This is a genomic window from Dactylosporangium sp. CA-139114 (assembly GCF_050955725.1).
Classification (GTDB): Bacteria; Actinomycetota; Actinomycetes; order Mycobacteriales; family Micromonosporaceae; genus Dactylosporangium.
The window spans coordinates 7943573-7966495 of the sequence record NZ_CP192080.1 but is presented as its reverse complement, the minus strand read 5'-3'; the positions used below and the strand labels follow the sequence as shown (position 1 = coordinate 7966495).

The 22923-nt window shown below is 73.3% G+C and carries 19 protein-coding genes; all 19 read left to right on the top strand.

The annotated features are described in order from the left end of the window. The 19 genes from rpmI to ACQP2P_RS35410 all read left to right on the top strand — a co-directional run bounded on the left by rpmI (window position 1) and on the right by ACQP2P_RS35410 (window position 22735). Window positions 1-195, top strand: coding sequence for a 50S ribosomal protein L35 (gene rpmI, locus ACQP2P_RS35500; RefSeq protein WP_433619387.1), 195 nt, complete (start codon window positions 1-3; stop codon window positions 193-195). A gap of 88 nt (window positions 196-283) precedes the next feature. Next, entirely contained in the window at window positions 284-646 is a 363-nt protein-coding gene (gene rplT, locus ACQP2P_RS35495; protein ID WP_223095878.1) for a 50S ribosomal protein L20, read from the top strand. Window positions 647-668: 22 nt separating this feature from the next. Further along, on the top strand, window positions 669-1427 hold the full coding sequence (locus ACQP2P_RS35490) for a TrmH family RNA methyltransferase (protein WP_433608446.1): 759 nt from the start codon (window positions 669-671) through the stop codon (window positions 1425-1427). A 130-nt stretch (window positions 1428-1557) separates the two neighbouring features. After that, window positions 1558-2691 (top strand): phenylalanine--tRNA ligase subunit alpha, encoded by a 1134-nt coding sequence (pheS, locus tag ACQP2P_RS35485; protein ID WP_433608444.1) that lies wholly within the window; start codon window positions 1558-1560, stop codon window positions 2689-2691. A gap of 1 nt (window position 2692) precedes the next feature. Further along, the gene (pheT, locus tag ACQP2P_RS35480) at window positions 2693-5167 is read left to right on the top strand and encodes a phenylalanine--tRNA ligase subunit beta (protein ID WP_433608442.1); all 2475 of its coding nucleotides are present in this window, start codon (window positions 2693-2695) and stop codon (window positions 5165-5167) included. A gap of 258 nt (window positions 5168-5425) precedes the next feature. After that, window positions 5426-6637: a nucleotide sugar dehydrogenase gene (locus tag ACQP2P_RS35475; protein WP_433608440.1), complete on the top strand. Its 1212-nt coding sequence runs from the start codon at window positions 5426-5428 to the stop codon at window positions 6635-6637. After that, complete coding sequence (locus tag ACQP2P_RS35470) at window positions 6634-7431, top strand: glycosyltransferase family 2 protein (RefSeq protein ID WP_433608438.1); 798 nt, start codon at window positions 6634-6636, stop codon at window positions 7429-7431. Before ACQP2P_RS35475 ends, ACQP2P_RS35470 begins: the two co-directional genes overlap by 4 nt. An 11-nt stretch (window positions 7432-7442) precedes the next feature. Continuing rightward, on the top strand, window positions 7443-8468 hold the full coding sequence (locus ACQP2P_RS35465) for an NAD-dependent epimerase/dehydratase family protein (RefSeq protein WP_433608436.1): 1026 nt from the start codon (window positions 7443-7445) through the stop codon (window positions 8466-8468). Between the two features lie 57 nt (window positions 8469-8525). Continuing rightward, window positions 8526-9860 carry a hypothetical protein gene (locus ACQP2P_RS35460; RefSeq protein WP_433608434.1) on the top strand — a complete coding sequence of 445 codons (1335 nt, stop codon included), beginning with the start codon at window positions 8526-8528 and terminating at the stop codon, window positions 9858-9860. Between the two features lie 86 nt (window positions 9861-9946). Further along, window positions 9947-12664, top strand: coding sequence for an AAA family ATPase (locus ACQP2P_RS35455; protein ID WP_433608432.1), 2718 nt, complete (start codon window positions 9947-9949; stop codon window positions 12662-12664). Between the two features lie 87 nt (window positions 12665-12751). After that, window positions 12752-14158 (top strand): hydrolase, encoded by a 1407-nt coding sequence (locus ACQP2P_RS35450; protein WP_433608430.1) that lies wholly within the window; start codon window positions 12752-12754, stop codon window positions 14156-14158. Window positions 14159-14204: 46 nt separating this feature from the next. Continuing rightward, entirely contained in the window at window positions 14205-15209 is a 1005-nt protein-coding gene (gene argC, locus ACQP2P_RS35445) for an N-acetyl-gamma-glutamyl-phosphate reductase (RefSeq protein ID WP_433608428.1), read from the top strand. An 85-nt stretch (window positions 15210-15294) separates the two neighbouring features. Beyond that, complete coding sequence (gene argJ, locus ACQP2P_RS35440) at window positions 15295-16470, top strand: bifunctional glutamate N-acetyltransferase/amino-acid acetyltransferase ArgJ (protein WP_433608426.1); 1176 nt, start codon at window positions 15295-15297, stop codon at window positions 16468-16470. Next, window positions 16467-17363, top strand: coding sequence for an acetylglutamate kinase (gene argB / locus ACQP2P_RS35435; protein WP_433608424.1), 897 nt, complete (start codon window positions 16467-16469; stop codon window positions 17361-17363). Before argJ ends, argB begins: the two co-directional genes overlap by 4 nt. Then, complete coding sequence (locus ACQP2P_RS35430) at window positions 17360-18535, top strand: acetylornithine transaminase (RefSeq protein ID WP_433608422.1); 1176 nt, start codon at window positions 17360-17362, stop codon at window positions 18533-18535. The genes argB and ACQP2P_RS35430 overlap by 4 nt, the downstream gene beginning before the upstream one ends. Further along, entirely contained in the window at window positions 18532-19473 is a 942-nt protein-coding gene (gene argF / locus ACQP2P_RS35425; protein ID WP_433608420.1) for an ornithine carbamoyltransferase, read from the top strand. The genes ACQP2P_RS35430 and argF overlap by 4 nt, the downstream gene beginning before the upstream one ends. Beyond that, window positions 19470-19955: an arginine repressor gene (gene argR, locus ACQP2P_RS35420; protein ID WP_433608418.1), complete on the top strand. Its 486-nt coding sequence runs from the start codon at window positions 19470-19472 to the stop codon at window positions 19953-19955. Before argF ends, argR begins: the two co-directional genes overlap by 4 nt. Window positions 19956-19993: 38 nt before the next feature. Further along, on the top strand, window positions 19994-21424 hold the full coding sequence (gene argH, locus ACQP2P_RS35415) for an argininosuccinate lyase (RefSeq protein WP_433608416.1): 1431 nt from the start codon (window positions 19994-19996) through the stop codon (window positions 21422-21424). Window positions 21425-21829: 405 nt separating this feature from the next. After that, on the top strand, window positions 21830-22735 hold the full coding sequence (locus ACQP2P_RS35410; protein ID WP_433608414.1) for an NADP-dependent oxidoreductase: 906 nt from the start codon (window positions 21830-21832) through the stop codon (window positions 22733-22735). Window positions 22736-22923: the final 188 nt, after the last annotated feature.

Here is a 22923-nt window from a genome sequence, read left to right as displayed (position 1 = left end):
ATGCCGAAGTTCAAACCGCACTCCGGGATGAAGAAGCGCGTGAAGATCACCGGGCGCGGCAAGATCCTCAGCGAGCCGGCGGGCAAGCGGCACCTCCTCGAGGTCAAGTCCAGCAAGCGCACCCGTCGCCTGAGCGGCAAAGTTGAGCTCAGCCCCGCCGAGACCCGCCGCGTCAAAAAGCTCCTCGGGCTGTAACCGCCGCTTCTCCCCCCGACCTTTCTCGACCTTTCGACCGGTTGCACGGGCGTCGCCCGGGCCGGTCTCGCCTGAGGAGTAACGAACCGTGGCACGCGTGAAGCGGGCGGTCAACGCCCAGAAGAAACGCCGCACCGTCCTGGAGACCGCCAGCGGCTACCGCGGGCAGCGCTCGCGGCTGTACCGCAAGGCCAAGGAGCAGGTGCTGCACTCGATGCAGTACGCCTACCGCGACCGTCGCGACCGCAAGGGTGACTTCCGCCAGCTGTGGATCACCCGGATCAACGCCGCGGCCCGCGCGAACGGCATGACGTACAACCGCCTGATCCAGGGCCTGCGCCTCGCCGGTGTCGAGGTGGACCGCAAGATCCTCGCCGAGCTCGCCGTGAGCGACGAGAAGGCGTTCACCGGCCTGGTCCAGGTGGCGAAGACGGCCGTTGCCGCCGCCTGACGACGATCGGTCGCGACCCGGGGTGTTCACCGTTCGAACGCCCCGGGTCGTCGCTGCCCGGCGCCTGCACCGCCGCCGGGACCGCGACGAGACCGGCCGCTTCCTCGCCGAGGGCCCCCAGGCCGTCCGCGAGGCGGTCAGGGCCGGCGTGGTGACCGAGCTCTTCGCGACCGCCGAGGCCGCCGCCCGGTATCCGCAGTGGTCCGCCTCGCTGGTCGATGACGCCGCGCTCGCGGCGCTCGCCGACACCGTGCAGCCCCAGGGCCTCGTGGCCGTCTGCCGGCAGCGCGACGTCCCGCTCGACGCCGCCCTCGCCGCCCGCCCGCGGCTCGTGGCCGTGTGCGTCGACATCCGCGACCCCGGCAACGCCGGCACCGTCCTGCGCACCGCCGACGCGGCCGGAGCCCGGGCCGTCGTCTTCGCCGGCGACTCCGTCGACCCCTACAACGGCAAGGCCGTGCGCTCGAGCGCCGGCAGCCTCTTCCACGTCGACGTCGTGCGCGCCCGCGACACCACCGCCACCGTCGCCGCCCTGCGCGCGGCCGGCATCCAGGTCCTCGCGGCCGACGGCTACGGCGACGCCGACCTCTTCGACCTCGACACCCTCGACCGGCCCACCGCCTGGCTCTTCGGCTCCGAGGCGCACGGCCTGCCCAAGGACCTCGAGGCCGACCGGCGGGTGCGGGTGCCCCTCTACGGCGGCGCCGAGAGCCTGAATCTGGCGGCGGCCGCGGCGGTATGCTTGTACTCTTCCGCGAAAGCGATGAGGAGCGTGCGGTGATGTCTCTGTTTATGCGGCCCGCCGGTGACGGTGGGCGGACGGGGCGCACCACCTCCTGACACCTTCCCACGACCGGCGGGCGGACCCCTCACTACACTGTCCGAGGCCAATCTCCCGTGGGAAGAGTCCGATGACGTACCGCAATGATCCGTACGATCCGAAACAGGCCGCGCTGCTCGACCAGAGCGCGCTCGACGACGCGGTCGCCGCGGCCGACAAGGCGTTCGCCGGAGCGGGCGACCTCGACGCGCTCGCCGCGCTCAAGCACCAGCACCTGGGCGACCGCGCCCCGGTCTCGCTGGCCCGCCGCGAGATCGGCTCACTGCCCCCGGCCGCCAAGGCCGACGCCGGCAAGCGCGTCAACCTGGCCCGCGTCGCCGTCCAGGGCGCGTTCGACGCCCGGCTCGCGGTCCTCACCGCCGAGCGCGAGGAGCGGGTCCTGGTCGAGGAGGCCGTGGACGTCACGCTGCCGACCGGCCGTCGCCCGAGCGGCGCCCAGCACCCGCTGACCAAGATCATGGAGCGGGTCGGGGACCTGTTCGTGAGCATGGGCTACGAGGTCGCCGAGGGGCCCGAGGTCGAGTGGGAGTGGTACAACTTCGACGCCCTCAACATGCACCCGGACCACCCGGCGCGCTCGATGATGGACACGTTCTTCGTGAAGGCCGGCGCGCCGCACGGAGCGTCACAGGCCCCGTCGGCGCAGCCGCGGCCCGCGGGCGGCGATAGTGCGGAGGACTCGCGGGTCGTGCTGCGCACCCACACCTCGCCGGTGCAGGCGCGCACGATGACGAGCCGCAAGCCGCCCATCTACATCGTCTGCCCGGGCCGCACCTACCGCACCGACGAGCTCGACGCGACCCACACCCCGGTCTTCCACCAGGTCGAGGGCCTGGTCGTGGACAAGGGCATCACGATGGGCCACCTCAAGGGCACCCTCGACAACTTCGTCAAGGGCCTCTTCGGCGACCAGGCCCGCACGCGGCTGCGCCCGTCGTACTTCCCGTTCGTCGAGCCGGGCGCCGAGATCGACCTGTGGTTCCCGCAGCACCGCGACGGCCCCCGCTGGGTCGAGTGGGGCGGCTGCGGCATGGTGAACCCGCGGGTGCTGCGCGCCTGCGGCATCGACCCGGAGGAGTACTCCGGCTTCGCGTTCGGCATGGGCATCGAGCGGGCGCTGATGTTCCGCAACGAGGCCGGCGACATGCGGGACATGGTGGAGGGCGACGTGCGGTACGCGCGGGCGTTCGGATGGGAGGCCTGAGGTGCGCGTTTCGCTTTCCTGGCTGCGCGAGCACGTCGACCTGCCGGCCGACCTCGACGGCGACGGGCTGGAGAAGGCCCTGGTCAAGGTCGGCCTGGAGGTCGAGGAGCTGACCGACGCGGCCGCGAGCGTGACCGGGCCGCTGGTGGTGGGCCGGGTCGAGAGCATCGAGGAGCTCACCGGGCTCAAGAAGCCGATCCGCTTCTGCCTGGTCGACGTCGGCAACGAGCAGCCCCAGGGCATCATCTGCGGCGCCCGCAACTTCGCCGAGGGCGACCTGGTCGTCGTCGCGCTGCCCGGCGCCGTGCTGCCCGGCGGCTTCGCCATCTCCGCGCGCAAGACCTACGGCCACGTCTCCAACGGCATGATCTGCTCCGGCCAGGAGCTCGGGGTCAGCGACGACCACGACGGGATCATCGTGCTCGCGGCTGATTCGGCGAAGCCGGGCGACGAGGCGCGGCCGATCGTCGGGCTCGACGACGTCGTGGTCGAGATCAACATCACCCCGGACCGCGGGTACTGCTTCTCCGTGCGCGGCATCGCCCGCGAGCTGTCGCACTCCCTCGGCGGCGCCTACCGCGACCCGGTCGCGGCCGTGGTGCCGCTGGAGGGCGACGGCAGCGAGGCGTACCCGATCGAGGTCCTCGACAGCGTGGCCTGCGACCGGTTCACCGCCGTGGCCGTGCGCGGCGTCGACCCGGCCGCGCCCACCCCGCAGTGGATCAGGACGCGCCTGGCCACGGCCGGCATCCGCTCCATCTCGCTGCCGGTCGACATCACCAACTACGTGATGATCGAGATGGGCCAGCCGATGCACGCCTGGGACCTCGGGCGGCTCACCGGGCCGCTCGTCGTGCGGCGCGCGCGGGCGGGGGAGAAGCTCACCACGCTCGACGGCGTGAACCGCGTGCTCGACCCCGAGGACATCGTCATCGCCGACAGCACCGGCGTGGTCTCGCTCGCCGCCGTCATGGGCGGCACGACCACCGAGGTCTCGCCCGGCACGGTCGACGTGCTCCTCGAGGCCGCGCACTGGGACCCGCGCTCGGTCGCCCGCACCATCCGCCGGCACAAGCTGCCCAGCGAGGCCGGCAAGCGCTACGAGCGCGGCGTCGACCCGCAGATCACCGCGGCGGCCTGCGCCCGGGCGGCGGCGCTGCTGGCCGAGCACGGCGGCGGCACCATCTCCACCGGCGTCACCGACGTCTACGCGGTCGTCCCGCCGCAGCCGGTCACGATGACCGTCCAGCGCCCCTCGCAGCTGGCCGGCGTCGACTACTCGCCGGAGCGGGTCCTGGAGATCCTCGCGATGATCGGCACCCAGGTGGTCGCGGACGGCGACCTGCTCACCGTCACCCCGCCGACCTGGCGGCACGACCTCAACGACCCGGCCGACCTCGCCGAGGAGGTGCTGCGCCTCGACGGGTACGACCGCATCCCGAGCGTCCTGCCGATCGCGCCGCCCGGGCGCGGGCTCACCGCGACCCAGCGGCGCCGGCGCACGGTCGGGCGGGCGCTGGCCGACGCCGGCTACGTCGAGTCGCTGTGCTGGCCGTTCGTCGGCGAGGCGGCCCTCGACGCGATGCGCATCCCGGCCGACGACGAGCGGCGCAACGCCCTGCTGCTGCGCAACCCGCTCTCCGACGAGGAGCCCGGGCTGCGCACCACGCTGCTCCCGCCGCTGCTGGCCGCCCTGCGCCGCAACCTCGGCCGGGGGCTGCGCGACGTCGCGCTGTTCGAGATCGGGACGGTCTTCCGCCCCGACGGCCCGCTCGCGGTCTTCCCCGCGCCCGGCGTCGACGGGCCGCCGAGCGCCGAGGAGTTCGCGGCCGTCGAGGCGCTGCTGCCGCGCCAGCCGTGGCACGTGGCGACCGTCATCGCCGGCGAGGCCGACCCGGCCGGCTGGTGGGGCGGGGGCCGGGCGGCGGACTGGGCCGACGCGGTCGAGTCGGCGAAGGTCGTGGCGGCCGCGGCCGGCGTCGAGCTGACCGTGCGGGCCGCGGCCGAGGCGCCGTGGCACCCGGGGCGCTGCGCGGCGCTGCTCGTCGGCGACACCGTCGTCGGGCACGCGGGCGAGCTGCACCCGGCGGTCTGCGCGGACCTCGACCTGCCGCGGCGCACCGTCGCCATGGAGATCGACCTCGACGCGCTGCCGATCCCGGGCGTGTGGATCGCGCCCCGGCTCTCGACGTTCCCCACGGCGCTGATCGACGTGGCCGTCGTGGTCGGCGCGGACACCGCGGCGGGCGAGGTCGAGGCGGCCCTGGCCGAGGGCGCGGGCCCGATGCTGGAGTCGGTGCGGCTCTTCGACGTGTACTCGGGGGCGCAGCTGGGCGAGGGCCGCAAGTCCCTGGCCTACAAGCTGACCTTCCGCGCGCCGGACCGCACGCTCACCGGCGAGGAGGCCCTGGCCGCGCGCGACGCGGCCGTGGCGGTCGCGGCCGAGCGCTTCGGCGCGGTCCTGCGCGGAGCGTGATGCCGCCCGCCCCGGTTCGGTGACGTTTCGCCACGACCGAACCGGGGCGGGGCCCGGGCACCCGGTCCCCCAGCAGCGCGGAGCGTGTGACGGCGGCCATTTCCCCGCGATGTGGCCGCCGTCACAGCTGGCTATCATCGAACGCTGCGTGACCTGTGCGACCAGGCCGGTGGCGGCCGGAGATGGTACGGTCACGGCGCCTAGCGCACCTCGCGGCGCGCATCTATCGGTGACCATTCCGTCCTGAAGGGGCAGTGCGTGTCAGACGTCAGTGCATCGGCGGGGTTCACCACCGACGTCGTGGTGATCGGCGGCTGCGGCCGGGTGGGGCTTCCCCTCGGCATCGCGCTCGCCTCCCGCGGCCTGCGGGTGACCCTGTATGACATCAACGAGGCCGCGGTCGCCGTGGTCAACGGCGGCCATCTCCCCTTCGACGAGGAGGGCGCCGCGGAGCCGCTGGCCCGGGCGGTCGCCGACGGCCGGCTCACGGCGAGCACCGACCCGAGCACCGTGGCCACCGCCGAGCACCTCGTGGTGATCGTGGGCACGCCGGTCGACGAGCACCTCAACCCCAACATCGCGGCCGTGCCCAAGGCGATCGAGCGCTGCGCGGAATACCTGCGCGACGGCCAGCTCATCGTGCTGCGCAGCACCGTGCACCCGGGCGTGACCGCGCTCACCGAGAAGCTCGTCAAGAAGCTGGGCGTCGACGTGGACGTCGCGTTCTGCCCCGAGCGCATCGCCGAGGGCAAGGCGATGACCGAGCTGTTCGAGCTGCCGCAGATCGTCGCCGCCCGCACGCCCGAGGCGACCGAGCGGGCCGAGAAGCTCTTCCGCAACCTGGCCAGCCAGATCGTGGTGCTGGAACCGGAGGAGGCGGAGCTCGCCAAGCTCTTCACGAACACGTGGCGCTACATCAAGTTCGCCGCGGCCAACCAGTTCTGGATGATGTCCAACGACTTCGGCCTGGACTTCGAGCGCATCCGGCACGCGATCCGCTTCCAGTACCCGCGCGCCCAGGACATGCCCGGCGCCGGCTTCGCGGCCGGCCCGTGCCTGCTCAAGGACACGATGCAGCTGGCGGCGTTCAACAACAACAACTTCGTGCTCGGCCACAGCGCGATGCTCATCAACGAGGGCCTGCCGCTCTACGTGGTGTCGAAGCTGCAGGAGCGCTTCGAGCTGTCGGAGATGACGGTCGGCATCCTCGGCATGGCGTTCAAGGGCGGCAGCGACGACATCCGCGAGTCGCTGGCGTACAAGCTGCGCAAGGTCGTGATGCTGCGGGCGAAGGAGACCCTCTGCACCGACCCCTACGTCAAGGACGACCGGTTCGTGCCCCTCGACGAGGTGCTCACGCGCTCGGACCTGCTCATCATCGCCGCTCCTCACCCGGAGTACCGTGACCTGCAGACCGAAATCCCGGTTGCGGACATGTGGGGCGTGACGAACAAGGGCGTGCGTATATGAGCTTGGCGCCACAGATCTCTGTGGTCATCCCGGTCTACAACGAGGGCGAGGCGATCGTCCGCTGCCTGGAGCGCATCCTCCGCGAGGTGATGATGCCGGCGGAGATCCTCGTGGTGCACGACATGCCCGAGGACACGACGGTGCCCTTCGCCGAGGAGTTCCACGCGCGTGACCCGCGGGTGCGGCCGGTGCTCAACACCTACGGCCGCGGCCCGGCCAACGCGATCCGCTTCGGCATCGACGTGGCCAGCGCGCCCGTGGCCGTGGTCACCATGGCCGACGGCTCGGACGACCCGCGCCAGATCGAGGACCTCGCGCGGCTCGTCGACCGGGGGGTCGTGGTCGCGGCCGCCTCGCGCTACATGCCGGGCGGGCAGCAGGTCGGCGGGCCGCGCTTCAAGCGGTTCCTGTCCCGCAACGCCGGGCGCACCCTGCACTGGTTCGCGCGCGTCGGCACCAGGGACGCGACGAACAGCTTCAAGGCGTATTCGACCGAGTTCGTGCGCAAGGTCGGCATCGAGTCCAAGACCGGCTTCGAGATCGGCATCGAGCTCACCGCGAAGGCGACCCGGCTCGGGCTGCCCGTCGCGGAGATCCCGACGATCTGGCTCGACCGGCAGCTCGGCGAGTCCCGGTTCGACGTCGGGCGCTTCATGCCGAGCTACCTCAAGTGGTACTGGTTCGCCTTCGGACCCAGACTGACGATGGAGAAGCTGGCCAAGCGCCCGGCTTCCACGGCCGCGCGCGACGACGCGCAGGCCGCCCGTGAGAGCTCGTCCGCAATCCAGAGCTAGAAGGAGTTTTTGTGGCAAAGGTCCTGGTGACCGGCTCGGCCGGCTTCATCGGTGGATATGTCGTCGAGGAGCTGCTCGCCCGCGGCTACCAGGTCGTCGGCCTGGACAACTACTCGAAGTACGGGCCGGTGACGCGCAGCTACGACTCGCACCCGGACTACCGCTTCGTCGAGGGCGACGCCCGCGACGCCGACCTGGTGACCGAGCTGCTCGACGGCTGTGAGCACTTCATCGCCGGCGCGGCGCTCATCGGCGGTATCTCGTACTTCCACGCCTACGCCTACGACCTGCTCGCGGCCAACGAGCGGATCATGGCCTCGTCGTGCGACGCCGCGATCAAGGCGCACCAGAGCGGGTCGCTGCGGAAGATGACCTACCTGTCGTCCTCGATGGTCTTCGAGTCCACGACGCACTGGCCGTCCAAGGAGGGCGACGAGCGCAAGATCCCGCCGCCGCTGTCCTCCTACGGGTTTCAGAAGCTCGCCGTCGAGTACTACGCGAAGGCGGCGTGGGACCAGTACAAGCTGCCCTACACGATCGTGCGGCCGTTCAACTGCGTCGGCGTCGGCGAGGGCCGCGCGCTGGGCGAGGTCGAGGTCCTCTCGGGCAACGTGAAGCTGGCCATGTCGCACGTGGTGCCGGACCTGGTGCAGAAGATCATCAAGGGCCAGGACCCGCTGCACATCCTCGGCACCGGCGAGCAGGTGCGCCACTACACCTACGGCGGCGACCTGGCCAAGGGCATCATCGCGGCCATGGAGTCCGACGCGGCGCGCAACGAGGACTTCAACATCTCCACCGCCGAGTCGACCACGGTGCTGCAGCTGGCCGAGGTGATCTGGCGCAAGATCAAGGGCCCGGACGTGCCGCTGCACGTGGTCTCCGACGACCCTTACGAGTACGACGTGCAGAAGCGCGTGCCGGACTGCTCCAAGGCGCGCGAGGTGCTCGGGTTCGAGGCGTCGACCTCGCTCGAGGAGATGCTCGACGAGGTCATCCCGTGGGTGACCGAGGCGGTCAAGGAAGGCCGGCTCTAGTCCGCGGTTGCGCAGGAAGGCCCCGCCGCCCGGCGGGGCCTTTCTCGTTGAGCAGGTGTGACGACGGTCGAAGTGCTGCAGCCGGCCCCCGAGCCCGACTTGTCCGACGGCGAACGAAATATTCGGCGCAAGCACCGGATATTTCCGACTTATCAGCATAAATATGTCGCTTGGGCGATCTTCGGGCTCCTCGGCGCGCTCGTCGGGCTGGCGCGGACCCGGGCACCGGGGGCGCTGGACTCGATCTGGGCCGAGGACGGGCAGAACTTCCTCACCGACGCGCTGAACCGGCCCTGGTACGAGGCGATCCTCACGCCCTTCAACGGCTACTTCCACGTCGTCGCGCGCGTGTGCTGGGCGCTCATCGCGCTGTTCCCCGTCGCGTGGGCCGCCGCGCTGAACGCCGTGCTCGACGCGGTCATCACGAGCCTGCTCGGCCTCGCCGTGCACCGGGCCGCCCGCGAGCGGCTGGACGCGTTCCCCGCCGCCGTGATCGGGGTCACCGCGGCGCTGCCGATGGGGTTCGTGCCCAACACGCTCGCCCAGCTGCAGTTCCCGCTCGTGTACGCCGGGCTGTGGATGCTGCTGCGGCGGCGGGCCGGCGTGCTGACCGTCGGGCTGCCCGCGCTCGCCGTGCTCAACTCGATGCTCGGCGTGCTACTGCTCCCGGTGGCGCTGGGCGGGCTCGTGCGGTACCGAAGCCGGGCCTGGCTCCTGAAGCTCCTCGCCCTGCTGCCGGGCGCCCTGCTGCAGCTCGTCCCGCTGCTCACCGGGGCCACGCGGCGGGGGCTCGGGGAGCGGCCCGAGCACGACCCGGTCGCGGTCGCGGCCATGTACCTGCGCTGGGGCGTGCCCCGCTCGTTCCTCGGCCCGGTGTGGCTCGCCCCGCCCTACGACGACGTGTGGGGGCATCGGGCCCTGGTCGCGGCCGGCCTGCTCATCCCCGCCGCGCTGCTGGCCGTCGCGGTGTGGTCGCGCGCGTACCGCGAGCTGCGCCTGGCCGCCGTCCTGGCCGGGTTCGCCGCGCTCGCCGGGGCCGTGCAGCTGTCCGCCCACGGGTTCGGCGAGGACCGCTACCTGGTGCTCATCAGCCTGCCGAACCTGGCCGCCGGGGTCTGCCTCGCGGCCGGCGCCCAACGCGCGGCGCGATTCCCGGGTTGCGTGAGCCCGCGCACACCACTTGTCGTGTTCGCGACACTTGTCGCCGTCGTTCTGGCGTCCGGCCTGCGCCCGGCGGGCCCCCGCGACGACAGCCCGCGCTGGGGTGCGACGGTTGCCCGCGCGCGGGCGGAATGCCTTGTCCGGCCGGGTTTGACGCGGGTGACCGTGCACACCGCGCAGTGGCCCGTGCTGGGCTGGGAGGCGGTGCTGCCCTGCGCCCGGCTGCGCTGATCACCGGTCGATCGGACGTCATCCCGGTGTGGCGTCGTGTTCTCCCGCCGTTGCGACGAACGGGCGTTCGTTAGAGACTCGGCGTCGTGGTGAGCACCTCGTCGGCGCCCATCGGCCGGGCCGATCTCCTGAGCCATGCCCGGGAGCGGCTCTCGGCGGGGGGCAGCGTCGTGCTCTGCGGCCCCGCGGGCATCGGCAAGTCCACCATCCTCGACGCGCTCGCCGCGGCCGAGACCGAGGCGCTGGTGCTGCGCGCGGCGGCCGCCGAGGCCGAGGCGGACCTGCCCTACCTCGCGCTCGTCGACCTCTTCGACGGCGCCCCGGACGCGTCCGAGCTGCTGCCGGTGCACCTGCGCGCGGCGCTGGACGGTGCCCTGCTGCGCAGCGCCCTGCCGGCCACCCCGCACGACCAGCTCGCCGTGCGCCTGGCCGTGCTCGAACTCTTCCGCGCCCTGGCCGCCGAGCGGCCGGTGCTGCTCATCCTCGACGACGTGCAGTGGATCGACGAGCCCAGCGCCGGGGTGCTGCGGTTCGTCTCCCGCCGCCTCGGCGAGGTCCCGGTGAAGGTGCTCGCGGCCGAGCGGGTGCCCGACGGCGGCGCGCCCACCCGGCTCGACCTGTGCCCCCCGCCGAGCGCGACCCTGCCGGTCCCGCCGCTGCCCCAGAGCGACGTCGCCGACCTGCTGCGGGCCCGCTTCGGCGCCGAGGCCGGCCGGGCCCACGTCCAGCGGATCTACGAGGCGAGCGCCGGCAACCCGCTCTACGCCGTGGAGCTCGGCCGGGCCATCGGCAGCAACTCGTTCCCCGTCACCGACCCGCTGCCCGTCCCCGACCGGCTCCGCGAGCTGCTGGCCGCCCGCCTGGCCTCGCTGCCGGCCGAGGACTGGCCCGCGCTGCTGGTCATCGCCGCCGCGGCGCGGCCCAGCCTGGCGCTGCTCGGCGCCTGCGGGCTCGCCGAGGCGCACGTGGAGGCCGGGATCGCCTCCGGTGTCCTGCACGTCGAGCCGGACGGCGCGATCCGGTTCTCCCATCCGCTGCTGCGCGAGATGGTCTACGCCGACGCGACGGTCGCCGCCCGCCGGGAGACCCACGAGCGGCTCGCCGACACCGTGACCGACCCGGTCGACCGGGCCCGGCACCTGGCCGCCGCCCGCCCCGAGCCCGACGAGGGCCTGGCCGAGTGCCTGGCCGACGCCGCCTCGGCGGCCCGGCTGCGGGGCGCCCCGGCGATGGCCGCCGACCTCGCCGCGCTCGCCGCCGACCGCACGCCCCGCGACACCCCCGGGGTCGGGGCGGTCCGGCGCCTGAGCGCGGCCCAGTACGCGTACTCGGCCGGCTCGCCCGCCGACGCCCGCCGCCACGCCGCCGCCGCCCTGCGCGACGCGGCGGACCGCCGCACCCGGGTCGGCGCGCGGCTGCTGCTCGTCGAGATGTCCGGTGAGGACCACTCCAACTCCGGCCCGCTGCTCGACGCCGCGTTCGTGGAGGCCGTCGACACCCCGGACCTGCTCGCGCACGTGCGGCTCTACAAGGGGATCAAGGCCTACTGGGACGGCGACGGCGAGGCGGCCCTGGCCGAGCTCAAGCGGGCCGAGGAGGCCGCCGAGCTCTGCGGCGACATGGAGCGGCTGGTCGAGGTGCTCAGCTGGCGGGGCAACATCCTGCTCGGCACCGAGGGCGACGAATACCTCGAGCGCGCCGGCAAGCTCGCCCGCGGCCTGTCGCTCACCCCGGCCACGGTCGCGGCCCGGCAGGTGGCCGCGATGAGCCGGCTGTTCAAGGGCGAGACGGCCGAGGCGGTGCGGCGCATCGAGGCGCTGCGCATCGCCGTCGAGCGGGCCGGCACCGTGCGCAACCTCGCCGCGGTGCTCGTCTCCGTGGCGGGGATCTACTGGCGGGCCGGGCGCTGCGCCGACGCCCTCGCGGCCGGGCGGGAGTGCGTGCGGCTCTACGTCGACGTCGGGACCACGCCCGGGCCGGGGTACCTGGTGGCGGCGCTGGTGGAGTACGCCGGCGGCACCGCCACGACCGCCGCGAGCTACGCCGACCAGGGGCTGGCGGCCTGCCTGGCCGCCGGGGACGAGGACTGGATCAAGCTCGCCTACGCCACCGGCGGCCTCGTGCACATGCTGCGCGGCGACCCGGTGGCCGCCGCCGAGGCGATGCGCGAGGCCTACGCGCTCGACCAGCGCCTCGGCCGGCTCGACCCGGGCGTCCTGCCCTGGCACGCGGACTTCGTCGAGGCCCTCGTCGGCGCCGGCGCGCGGGCCGAGGCCGCCGAGGTGCTGGCCGAGGTCGAGCAGCGGGCCCGGCACCTGGACCGCCGGGTGGTCTTCCTGGGCCTGGCCCGGGCCCGGGCCGTGCTCACCGCCGCGACCGGCGAGGCCCGCGAGGGGGCCGAGGCCCTGCACCGGGCGATCGAGGAGTGGCCCGACCACCCGTACCCGCTCGAGACCGCCCGCGCCTACTACACGCTCGGCGGGCTCGAGCGCCGCGCCCACCGCCGCGGGGCCGCCCGCGCCGCGCTGTCCGAGGCGGTCCGCCGCTACGCCGCCGCCGACGCCCACCCGTGGCGCGAGGTCGCCGCGGCCGACCTGGCCCGGCTCGACGGCGGCCGGGGCGCCGGGCTGAGCGAGACCGAGCGGCGGATCGTCGAGCTGGTGCGCTCGGGCGCCACGAACCGCGAGATCGCCCGCGCGCTGTTCCTGTCGATCAAGGCGGTCGAGGCCAACCTGACGCGGCTGTACCGCCGGCTGAATGTGCGCAACCGCTCCCAGCTGGCACGTTTCCTCGATCCGGAGTAGGGCGGCCCTATCCTTACCCGCGCGTTCATCCGCGCCCGGCGATCGCGCACATAGACTGCCTCCGATTCCTTCCACCGGAGGTATGCAGTGTTGAAGCGTGCGTTGCTCGCCGTCGCGCTCATGACGGCGGGCGTCACCTACCTGGCCGGGGCGGCCGAATCCCAGGCCGCCGCCGTGCACCGCGTCCTGTTCGACAACTCCAAGGCCGAGACCGCCGGGAACGCCGACTGGATCATCAGCACCGCCCAGCCCGACCCCCTGAACCAGAACGCGAACCCGTCGAGCGAGACGTCCTGGACGGGCGCCCTGTCGTCGTGGGGCGTGGCGTTGCAGCGCACCGGGCAGTACAGCCTCAAGACCCTGCCCGCCGGGAACACCATCACCTACGGCGGGTCGGGCGCGCTGGACCTCAAGAACTTCGACGAGTTCGTGATGCCCGAGCCCAACGCGCCGCTCAGCGCCGCCGAGAAGACCGCGATCATGCGGTTCATCCAGGCCGGCGGCGGGTTCTTCCTGATCGTCGACCACACCGCCAGCGACCGCAACAACGACGGCTGGGACTCGGTGCGCATCGGCAACGACCTGCTGAGCAACAACGGCGTCGACAACACCGACCCGTTCGGCTTCAGCATCGACGTGAACAACATCGGCACCGAGAACCCGGCCGCCATCACCAGCGGCACGGACCCGGTCATCAACGGCCCGTTCGGCAAGGTGCGGGGCAGCATCATCCGCAACGGCAGCACGCAGACCCTGCACCCGGCGGACAACGCCTCGGTGAAGGGGCTCGTCTACCGCGGCGGGTTCACGCCCGGCGGCACGACCGGCGCGTTCTTCACCACCTCGACGTTCGGCGCGGGCCGGGTCGCGGTGTGGGGCGACAGCTCACCGATCGACGACGGCACCGGGCAGTCGGGCAACACGCTCTACGACGGGTGGAACGACACCGCCGGTACCAATGCCGCCCTGGCGCTCAACGCCACGGCGTGGCTGGCCGGCTCGGGCACGTCCACCCCGCCGCCCACGACGCCGGGCGGCGGCTCGTGCTCGTCGTCCGAGCTGTTCGGCAACGCCGGGTTCGAGACGGGCTCGGCGAGCCCCTGGACGGCGACCTCGGGCGTCGTGTCCAACGACACGTCGCTGCCCGCGCACTCCGGGTCGTGGAAGGCGTGGCTGGACGGCTACGGCGCCGCGCACACCGACACGCTGTCGCAGACGGTGACGATCCCCTCCGGCTGCACCCGGGCGACGCTGAGCTTCTGGCTGCGCGTCGACACCGACGAGACCGGCACGACCGCATATGACAAGCTCACGGTGACCGCCGGGTCCACCACGCTCGCGACCTACTCGAACGTGGACGGCTCCACGGCGTATCAGCAGAAGACACTCACCGTGAACGCCACCGGCTCGGTGAAGATCACATTCACCGGGGTGGAGGGCAGCAAGGTGGCGACGTCGTTCCTGCTCGACGACCTGAGCCTGAAGGGTGCCTGAGGTATCTCCTTGAAACAGGCCCTTGCATAGCGATACAGTCGAGCGCATGGGAATACGTGTCGCCGTTGCGGGGGCCTCGGGCTACGCCGGCGGTGAGCTGTTGCGGCTCATCGCCGGTCACCCGCACCTCGAGCTCGCCGCCGCCACCGGGTTCGCGCAGGCCGGATCGACCATCGGGAGCGTCCACCCGCACGTGCGATCCTTCCGCGACGTCGTGCTGGCCAAGACCGAGGCGGCCGCGCTCGCCGACGCCGACCTGGTCTTCCTCGCCCTGCCGCACGGCGAGTCCGCGGCCGTGGCCGCGCAGCTGCCCGAGGACGTGAAGATCGTCGACCTCGGCGCCGACTTCCGGCTCGAGGACGCGGCCGGCTGGACGAAGTACTACCCGGGGCCGCACGCCGGCACCTGGACCTACGGCCTGCCCGAGCTGCCCGGCCAGCGGGCCCGGATCGCCGCCTCCACCCGGGTCGCCAACACCGGCTGCTACGCCGTCACCACCGTCCTGGCCCTGGCGCCGCTCATCGCGGCCGGGCTCGCCGACCCCGAGGACGTGGTCGTGGTCGCCGCCTCCGGCACCTCCGGCGCGGGCCGCTCGGCCAAGCAGCACCTGCTCGGCTCCGAGGTGATGGGGTCGATGTCGCCCTACAAGGTGGGCGCCCACCAGCACGTCCCCGAGATCAAGCAGGCCAGCGGGGCCCGGTCGCTGTCGATGACCCCGCTGCTCGCGCCGATGCCGCGCGGCATCCTGGCCACGATCACCGCCAAGCGGCTCGGCGACGGCGACCCGAGGGACGTGCTGGCCGCCGCCTACGAGGGCGAGGCGTTCGTGCACGTGCTGCCCGAGGGGCAGTGGCCGCAGACCGGCGCCACCTTCGGCTCCAACTCCGCGCACCTGCAGGCCACGCTCGACGTGGACAGCGGCCGCATCGTCGTCGTCTCGGCCACCGACAACCTGGTCAAGGGGGCGGCCGGTCAGGCCGTGCAGAACGCGAACATCATGCTGGGCCTGCCCGAGACCGCGGGCCTTGCCGTCGACGGGATCGCGCCGTGAGCGGTCCGGAGCGCAGCGGAGGGGCCGCTCACCATGGACAGAGCTATGACTCGCGTCGGCGCCGGAGCGAAGCGGAGGTGACGGCGTGACCGTGACCGCGCCGAAGGGGTTCCGGGCCTCGGGTGTCGCCGCGGGGATCAAGGCGACGGCCGGCGCGCTCGACGTGGCGCTCGTCGTCAACGACGGACCCGACACCACCGCCGCCGCCGTGTTCACCGGCAACCGCATCAAGGCCGCCCCGGTGCTGTGGAGCCAGCAGGTGCTCAAGGCCGGCATCGTGCGGGCCGTGATCCTCAACTCCGGCGGCGCCAACGCCTGCACCGGCCCGGCCGGCTTCCAGGACACCCACGCCACCGCCGAGCACACCGCGGCCGTGCTGTCCGGGCGGGCCTCGCGCTTCCCGGTCGGCGCCGGCGACGTCGCGGTCTGCTCGACCGGCCTCATCGGCGAGCGCCTGCCGATGCCGAAGCTGCTCGCCGGGGTCGACGCGGCCGCCCGCGCGCTGTCCCGCGACGGCGGGGCGGACGCGGCCCAGGCCATCATGACCACCGACACGGTGCCGAAGACCGCCGTCCACAGTGGACAGGGCTTCACCGTCGGCGGCATGGCCAAGGGCGCCGGCATGCTCGCGCCCGGCCTGGCCACGATGCTCGTGGTGCTCACCACCGACGCCGTCGCCGACGCGACCACCCTGGACACCGCCCTGCGCCTGGCGACCGCGGTCACCTTCGACCGCATCGACTCCGACGGCTGCATGTCCACCAACGACACGGTGCTGCTCATGGCCAGCGGCGCATCCCGCATCGAGCCGACCCCGCACGAGCTGGCCGAGGCGGTCACCGCGGTCTGCGCCGAGCTGGCCCGGCAGCTCATCGCCGACGCCGAGGGCGCCACCAAGGAGATCGCCATCAAGGTCACCGGGGCCGCCTGCGCCGCCGACGCGGTCGAGGTGGGCCGCTCCATCGCCCGCAACAACCTCGTGAAGACCGCGTTCTTCGGCAACGACCCGAACTGGGGCCGCATCCTCGCCGCCATCGGCACCACGGCCGCCGCCTTCGAGCCCGACGAGGTCGACGTGGCCATCAACGGGGTGTGGATCTGCAGGCGCGGGGCCGCCGGGGAGGAGCGGTCCAAGGTGGACCTCTCCGGCCGGGCGGTCACCGTCACGGTGGACCTGCACGCCGGGCCCGAGGCCGCGACCATCTGGACGAACGACCTCTCCATGGGCTACGTCCACGAGAACTCGGCGTACTCCTCATGAGCGGGCGGATGAACGGGCGCGACCTCGGCATCGCGCTGGGCAAGGCCAACACGCTGATCGAGGCGCTGCCGTGGCTGGAGCGGTTCTCCGGGGCGACCGTCGTGGTGAAGTACGGCGGCAACGCGATGGTCGACAACGAGCTCAAGCGGGCGTTCGCGGCCGACATGGTGTTCCTGCGCCACGTCGGGCTCAAGCCGGTCGTCGTGCACGGCGGCGGACCGCAGATCTCCGCCATGCTCAAGCGGCTCGGGATCGCCAGCGAGTTCAAGGGCGGCCTGCGCGTCACCACCCCGGAGACCGCCGACGTGGTGCGGATGGTGCTCGTCGGCCAGGTCGGCCGCGAGCTCGTCGGGCTCATCAACGAGCACGGCCCGCACGCGGTCGGCATGTCGGGCGAGGACGCCGGGCTGTTCACCGCCGTGCGCCGCCCCGCGATCGTCGACGGCTCGCCCGTGGACATCGGCCAGGTCGGCGACGTCGAGCGGGTCAACATCTCCGCCGTCGCCGACCTCATCGCGGCCGGGCGCATCCCGGTCGTCTCGACGGTCGCGCCCGACAGCGACGGGGTGCTGCACAACCTCAACGCCGACACCGCGGCCGGCGCGCTGGCCATCGCGCTGCAGGCGCGCAAGCTCGTGGTCCTCACCGATGTCGAGGGCCTGTACCGCAACTACCCGGACCCGTCGTCGCTCATCTCGCAGCTGACCGCCGACGAGCTCGCGGAGCTGCTGCCCACGCTGGAGGCGGGGATGGTGCCGAAGATGGAGGCCTGCCTGCGGGCGGTCAAGGGCGGGGTGCCGGCCGCGCACATCGTCGACGGGCGGGTGCCGCACTCGCTGCTGCTGGAAGTGTTCACGTCGGAAGGGTTCGGGACGATGGTGGTGGGGCAATGACCGGGGCGTTGGTTTCGCGGTTCGAGTCGTCGGTGATGAACACGTACGGCCCGCCGTCGCTGGGACTCGTCAGCGGCAGCGGCGCGGTCGTCGTGGACGAGGCCGGTCGCTCCTATGTGGACTTCCTCGGCGGCATCGCGGTCAACCTGCTCGGCCACGGTCACCCGGCGATCGTCGCCGCGGTCTCCGGGCAGATCGCGACCCTCGGGCACGTGTCCAACCTCTACGCCTCGCCGCCCGTCGTCGCCCTCGCCGAGCGCCTGCTCGCCCTGGCCGGCCGCCCCGGCACGGTGTTCTTCGGCAACTCCGGCGCCGAGGCCAACGAGGCCGCGTTCAAGCTCTCCCGGCGCACCGGGCGCACGAAGATCGTCGCGGCCCAGGCCGGCTTCCACGGCCGGACCATGGGCGCCCTGGCACTGACCGGGCAGCCGGCGAAGCAGCAGCCGTTCCTGCCGCTGCCCGGCGAGGTCGTCCACGTGCCCTACGGCGACGCCGAGGCCCTCGCCGCCGTCGTCGACGACGCGACCGCGATGGTGCTCCTGGAGCCGATCCAGGGCGAGTCGGGGGTGGTCGTACCGCCCGCCGGCTATCTCACCGCCGCCCGCGAGCTGACCACCGCCCACGGCGCCCTGCTCGCCCTCGACGAGGTGCAGACGGGCATCGGGCGCACCGGCTACTGGTTCGCCCACCAGGCCGAGGGCGTGCGCCCCGACGTCGTCACCCTCGCCAAGGGCCTCGGCGGCGGCCTGCCGCTCGGCGCCATGATGGCCTTCGACGACGCCGCCGCGCTGCTCGGGCCGGGCATGCACGCCTCCACGTTCGGCGGCAACCCGGTCTGCTGCGCCGCCGCCCTCGCCGTGCTCGACACCATCGAGCGCGACGACCTGCTCGCCGCGGCCAAGCGGCTCGGCGAGCGCATCCGCCGGGGCGTCGAGGCGCTCGGCCACCCGCTCGTCGACCACGTGCGCGGCGCCGGCCTGCTGCTCGGCATCGTGCTGCGCGGCCCGGCCGCCGGCGCGCTCGCCGGGGTCATGCGCGACGCCGGCTTCCTGGCCCAGGCCGCCCAGCCCGACGTGCTGCGCATCGCCCCGCCGCTGATCCTGAGCGACGAGCAGGCGGACGCGTTCGTGGCCGCGCTCGGCCCGGCCCTCGAGGCGGTGCGGCCCTCATGAGCGCCCTGCGGCACTTCCTGCGCGACGACGACCTGAGCGCGGCCGAGCAGCTCGGGGTGCTCGAGCTCGCGGCGGCGATGAAGGCCGACCGCACCGGCTTCACGCCGCTGGCGGCCAAGTCCGTGGCGGTCATCTTCGAGAAGCCGTCGCTGCGCACCCGGGTCTCGTTCGAGGTCGGCATCACTCAGCTCGGCGGCACCCCGCTCATCATCGACGCGACGACGACGCACTTCGGCCGCGGCGAGAGCATCGGCGACGCGGCCCGGGTCCTGTCCCGCTACGTCGACGCGATCGTCATCCGCTCCGACTCCGACGCGCGGGTCGGCGAGCTCGCGGCCGGGGCCACCGTGCCGGTCGTGAACGCGCTGACCGACGGGTTCCACCCCTGCCAGCTGCTGGCCGACCTGCAGACCGTGCGTGAGCGCTTCGGCAGAACCGAAGGGCTGACCATGACGTACCTCGGCGACACCGCGAACAACATGGCGCACTCGTACGCGCTCGCCGGCACCCTGGCCGGGATGCGGGTGCGGCTCTCGGGACCGGCCGGGTTCGAGCCCGACGCGGCCGTGCTGGCCGATGCGCGCGCCCGGGGCGTCGTGGAGATGGTGCCGGACGCGGCCGAGGCCGTGAAGGGCGCCGACGTGGTCGTGGCCGACACGTGGGTCTCGATGGGGCAGGAGGGCGACGGGCTCGACCGGCGGACGCCCTTCCTGCCGTACCAGATCAACGAGGCGCTGCTCGCGAACGCCCCCGGCACCGCGATCGTGCTGCACTGCCTGCCGGCCCATCGCGGCGACGAGATCACGTCGGCGGTGATGGACGGCCCGCAGTCGGCGATCTGGGACGAGGCCGAGAACCGCCTGCACGCCCAGAAGGCGCTCCTGTCGTTCCTGATCGAGCCGTCGTTGATCGAGCGGTTGCCGGTCGAGCGACGATGAGCGCGCCCACGACGAAGGCCGCACGCCTGGACCGCATCTCCGCGCTCATCCGCGCCTCGGCGGTGCACTCGCAGACCGAGCTCGCGGAGCTGCTGGCCGGGGCCGGGTTCCAGGTGACCCAGGCGACGCTCTCGCGCGACCTGGAGGAGCTGCGGGCGGTGAAGGTGCGCGGGGCGTACCTCATCCCCGAGGACGGTGAGCGGGCCCTGCGCCCGGCCGAGGAGGCGCCGACGCGGCTCGTCCGGCTGCTGCGCGAGCTGCTCACCGGCGTCGACTGCTCCGGCAACCTCGTCGTGCTGCGCACCCCGCCCGGGGCCGCGCAGTTCCTGGCCAGCGCGATCGACCGCACCGGCCTGCCCGACATCGTGGGGACCATCGCGGGCGACGACACCATCCTGGTCGTCGCCCGCGAGGCGCCCAACCCGTCCGGCGCCGGCGAGGTCCTCGCCGCCAAGCTCAGTGAGTGGGCTCAGCTCGGTTAGCTCGTCAGGGTGATCACGCCCTATGGAAGGATCGTCGCGTGTCTTCTGAAACTCCTACCCGCCTCTGGGGCGGGCGCTTCGCCGGTGGCCCCGCCGAGGCCCTGGCGCGCCTGTCCGTGAGCGTGCAGTTCGACTGGCGCCTCGCCCCGTACGACATCGCCGGCTCCCGCGCCCACGCCCGGGTCCTGGCCCGCGCCGGGCTGCTGGACGCCGACGAGCTCGGCCGCATGCTCGCCGCCCTCGACGACCTCGAGTCCGCCTGCGCGGCCGGCGACTTCCGCCCGACGGTCGACGACGAGGACGTGCACACCGCGCTCGAGCGCGGCCTGCTCGAGCGCCTCGGCACGCTCGGCGGGAAGCTGCGGGCCGGCCGTTCGCGCAACGACCAGGTCGCCACCGACCTGCGGCTCTACCTGCGCGACCACGCCCGCGGCGTCGCCTCCCGCATCGTCGAGCTCGCCGACGCGCTCATGGAGCAGGCGGCCCGCCACGTCGACACGCCCGCGCCCGGCTTCACCCACCTGCAGCCGGCCCAGCCGATCTCGTTCGGCCACCAGCTGCTCGCCCACGTCCAGGCGCTGCTGCGCGACCTCGACCGGCTGCGCGACTGGGACACCCGCTCCTCGGTGAGCCCGCTCGGCGCCGGCGCGCTCGCGGGCTCGTCGCTGCCGCTCGACCCGACCCAGGTGGCCAAGGAGCTCGGCTTCGACCACGCCGCGCCCAACTCCATCGACGCCGTCGCCGACCGCGACTTCGTCGCCGAGTTCCTCTTCGTGGCCGCGCTCACCGGCGTGCACCTGTCCCGCCTCGGCGAGGAGGTGGTGCTGTGGACGACGCCGAACTTCGGCTGGGTGCAGCTCGACGACGCGTTCGCGACCGGCTCGTCGATCATGCCGCAGAAGAAGAACCCGGACATCGCCGAGCTCGCCCGGGGCAAGTCGGGCCGGCTCGTCGGGCACCTCACGGGCGTGCTGACGATGCTGAAGGGCCTGGCCCTCGCCTACGACCGCGACCTGCAGGAGGACAAGGAGCCCGTCTTCGACGCCGTCGACACGCTCGAGCTCGTCCTGCCCGCGCTGGCCGGCATGATCTCGACCATGACGGTGCGGGTGGACCGGCTCGCGGCGCAGGCCCCGGTCGGCTACACCCTCGCCACCGAGGTCGCCGAGTGGCTCGTCCGCCAGGGCGTGCCGTTCCGGGAGGCGCACGAGATCACCGGGAAGCTCGTCGTCATCGCCGCGGCGCGCGAGGTCGGGCTGGACGAGGTGAGCGACGAGGACCTGCAGACGGTGAGCCCGCACCTGACGCCGGCCGTGCGTGAGGTCTTCTCGGTGCACGGCGCGCTCGCGGCCCGGATCACGCCCGGCTCGACCGGGCCCGGGCCGGTCTCCGACCAGCTCGCGGTGGCCGCGGACAAGCTGGACCGCTGGCGCGACTGGTCCGGGGAGCAGGTCATCCCGCGCGACTGAGGTCGCGGGGTCTTGCTGCGCGGGTGCGGCCGTCATCGCCCGCACCCGCTGCGGCGGGTGGCCGGCTTGGGCCGCTTCCGTTTCCGCTCGTGCTGCGGCGGGTGGCCGGCTCGGGCCGCTTCCGCCCCCGCTCGTGCTGCGGCGGCTGGCCGGCTCGGGCCGCTTCCGCTTCCGTTTCCGCTCGTGCTGCGGCGGGTGGCCGGCTCGGACCGCTTCCGCTTCCGTTTCCGCTCGTGCTGCGGCGGGTGGCCGGCTCGGACCGCTTCCGCTTCCGCTTCCGCTTTCGCTGCGGCGAGCGGTTGGCTCGGGCCGTTCCCGCTCTCGCTGCGGCGGGCGGCCGGGTCGGAACGCGTCCGCTGTGGCGAATCGCCCGTGGGGTTCCCGGATATTTGGGACAATTCGGGCATGTTGAAGATCGCGCAGGACGTGCTCGGGGGGCCGGAGGTGCTCCGGGTCGTCGAGGCGGACGTGCCGGTGCCCGGGCCGACCGAGATTCTGGTCGAGACCCGCGCGATCGGCGTGAACCCGGTCGACTGGAAGACGCGGACGACCGGCGGCTCCCTCGGCGAGCCACCGTTCACCGTCGGCTGGGAGGTCGCCGGGGTGGTCGCCGCGACCGGCCCCGGCGTCACGCGCTTCGCGGTCGGCGACGAGGTCTTCGGCCTGCCGTGGTTCCCGCGGGAGGCGGGGGCCTATGCGCAGTACGTGACCGGCCCCGCCCGCCACTTCGCCAGCAAGCCGCCCGGCCTCACGTTCGAGGAGGCCGGCGGCCTGGCCCTCGCGGGCCTGACGGCGCTGCAGGTCCTGTACGAGACCGCCGTCGTCCTGCCCGGCCAGCGGGTCCTGATCCCGGCCGCGGCCGGCGGTGTCGGACACCTGGCGGTGCAGCTGGCCAAGCTGCGCGGGGCCTACGTCATCGGCACCGCCTCCGCCGCCAAGCACGACCTGGTCCGCTCGCTCGGCGCCGACGAGGTGCTCGACCACCACACCGAGGACTACTCGGCGCTGCGGGACATCGACGTCGCCGTGGCCACCGTGCCCGGCCAGATCCCCGAGCTGGCCGCGACCCTGCGCCCCGAGGGGCTGGTGGTGGCCCTCAACGGCGAGGACGAGCGGGCCGTCACCGACGTCGAGGGCGTGCTCATGCTGGTCGAGCCGGACCGGGCGGGCCTGGACGTGCTGGCCGGGCACGCGCTGGAGCGGGAGATCCGGGTGCTCGTCGACCGCGTGTTCCCGCTGGCCGAGGCGGCCGCGGCGCACGAGCTGGGCGAGGCCGGCCACACGACGGGCAAGCTGATCCTCCGCCCCTGATACCGGCGGATCCCCCCGTCAGGGTATAAATCCGAAAAGTCCGATCACGAAGTGTCGGACTTTTCGGGGTTTTGGCGTTTTCGCGCGATGCGGGGCCGTCTCTGCGCGGCGTGGGCCTGGCTTTCCGCGTGGCCCAGGGTCGACTTTCCGCGCGTTTTTCTGGGCGCTTTCCGCACGTCGGCTTTTCC

Coding starts and splice junctions, on each gene's coding strand:
- pheS (WP_433608444.1), top strand. CDS start 1,558: ATGACGTACCGCAATGATCCGTACGATCCGAAACAGGCCGCGCTGCTC.
- argC (WP_433608428.1), top strand. CDS start 14,205: ATGGGAATACGTGTCGCCGTTGCGGGGGCCTCGGGCTACGCCGGCGGT.
- ACQP2P_RS35410 (WP_433608414.1), top strand. CDS start 21,830: ATGTTGAAGATCGCGCAGGACGTGCTCGGGGGGCCGGAGGTGCTCCGG.
- rpmI (WP_433619387.1), top strand. CDS start 1: ATGCCGAAGTTCAAACCGCACTCCGGGATGAAGAAGCGCGTGAAGATC.
- argB (WP_433608424.1), top strand. CDS start 16,467: ATGAGCGGGCGGATGAACGGGCGCGACCTCGGCATCGCGCTGGGCAAG.
- argF (WP_433608420.1), top strand. CDS start 18,532: ATGAGCGCCCTGCGGCACTTCCTGCGCGACGACGACCTGAGCGCGGCC.
- ACQP2P_RS35430 (WP_433608422.1), top strand. CDS start 17,360: ATGACCGGGGCGTTGGTTTCGCGGTTCGAGTCGTCGGTGATGAACACG.
- argR (WP_433608418.1), top strand. CDS start 19,470: ATGAGCGCGCCCACGACGAAGGCCGCACGCCTGGACCGCATCTCCGCG.
- ACQP2P_RS35470 (WP_433608438.1), top strand. CDS start 6,634: ATGAGCTTGGCGCCACAGATCTCTGTGGTCATCCCGGTCTACAACGAG.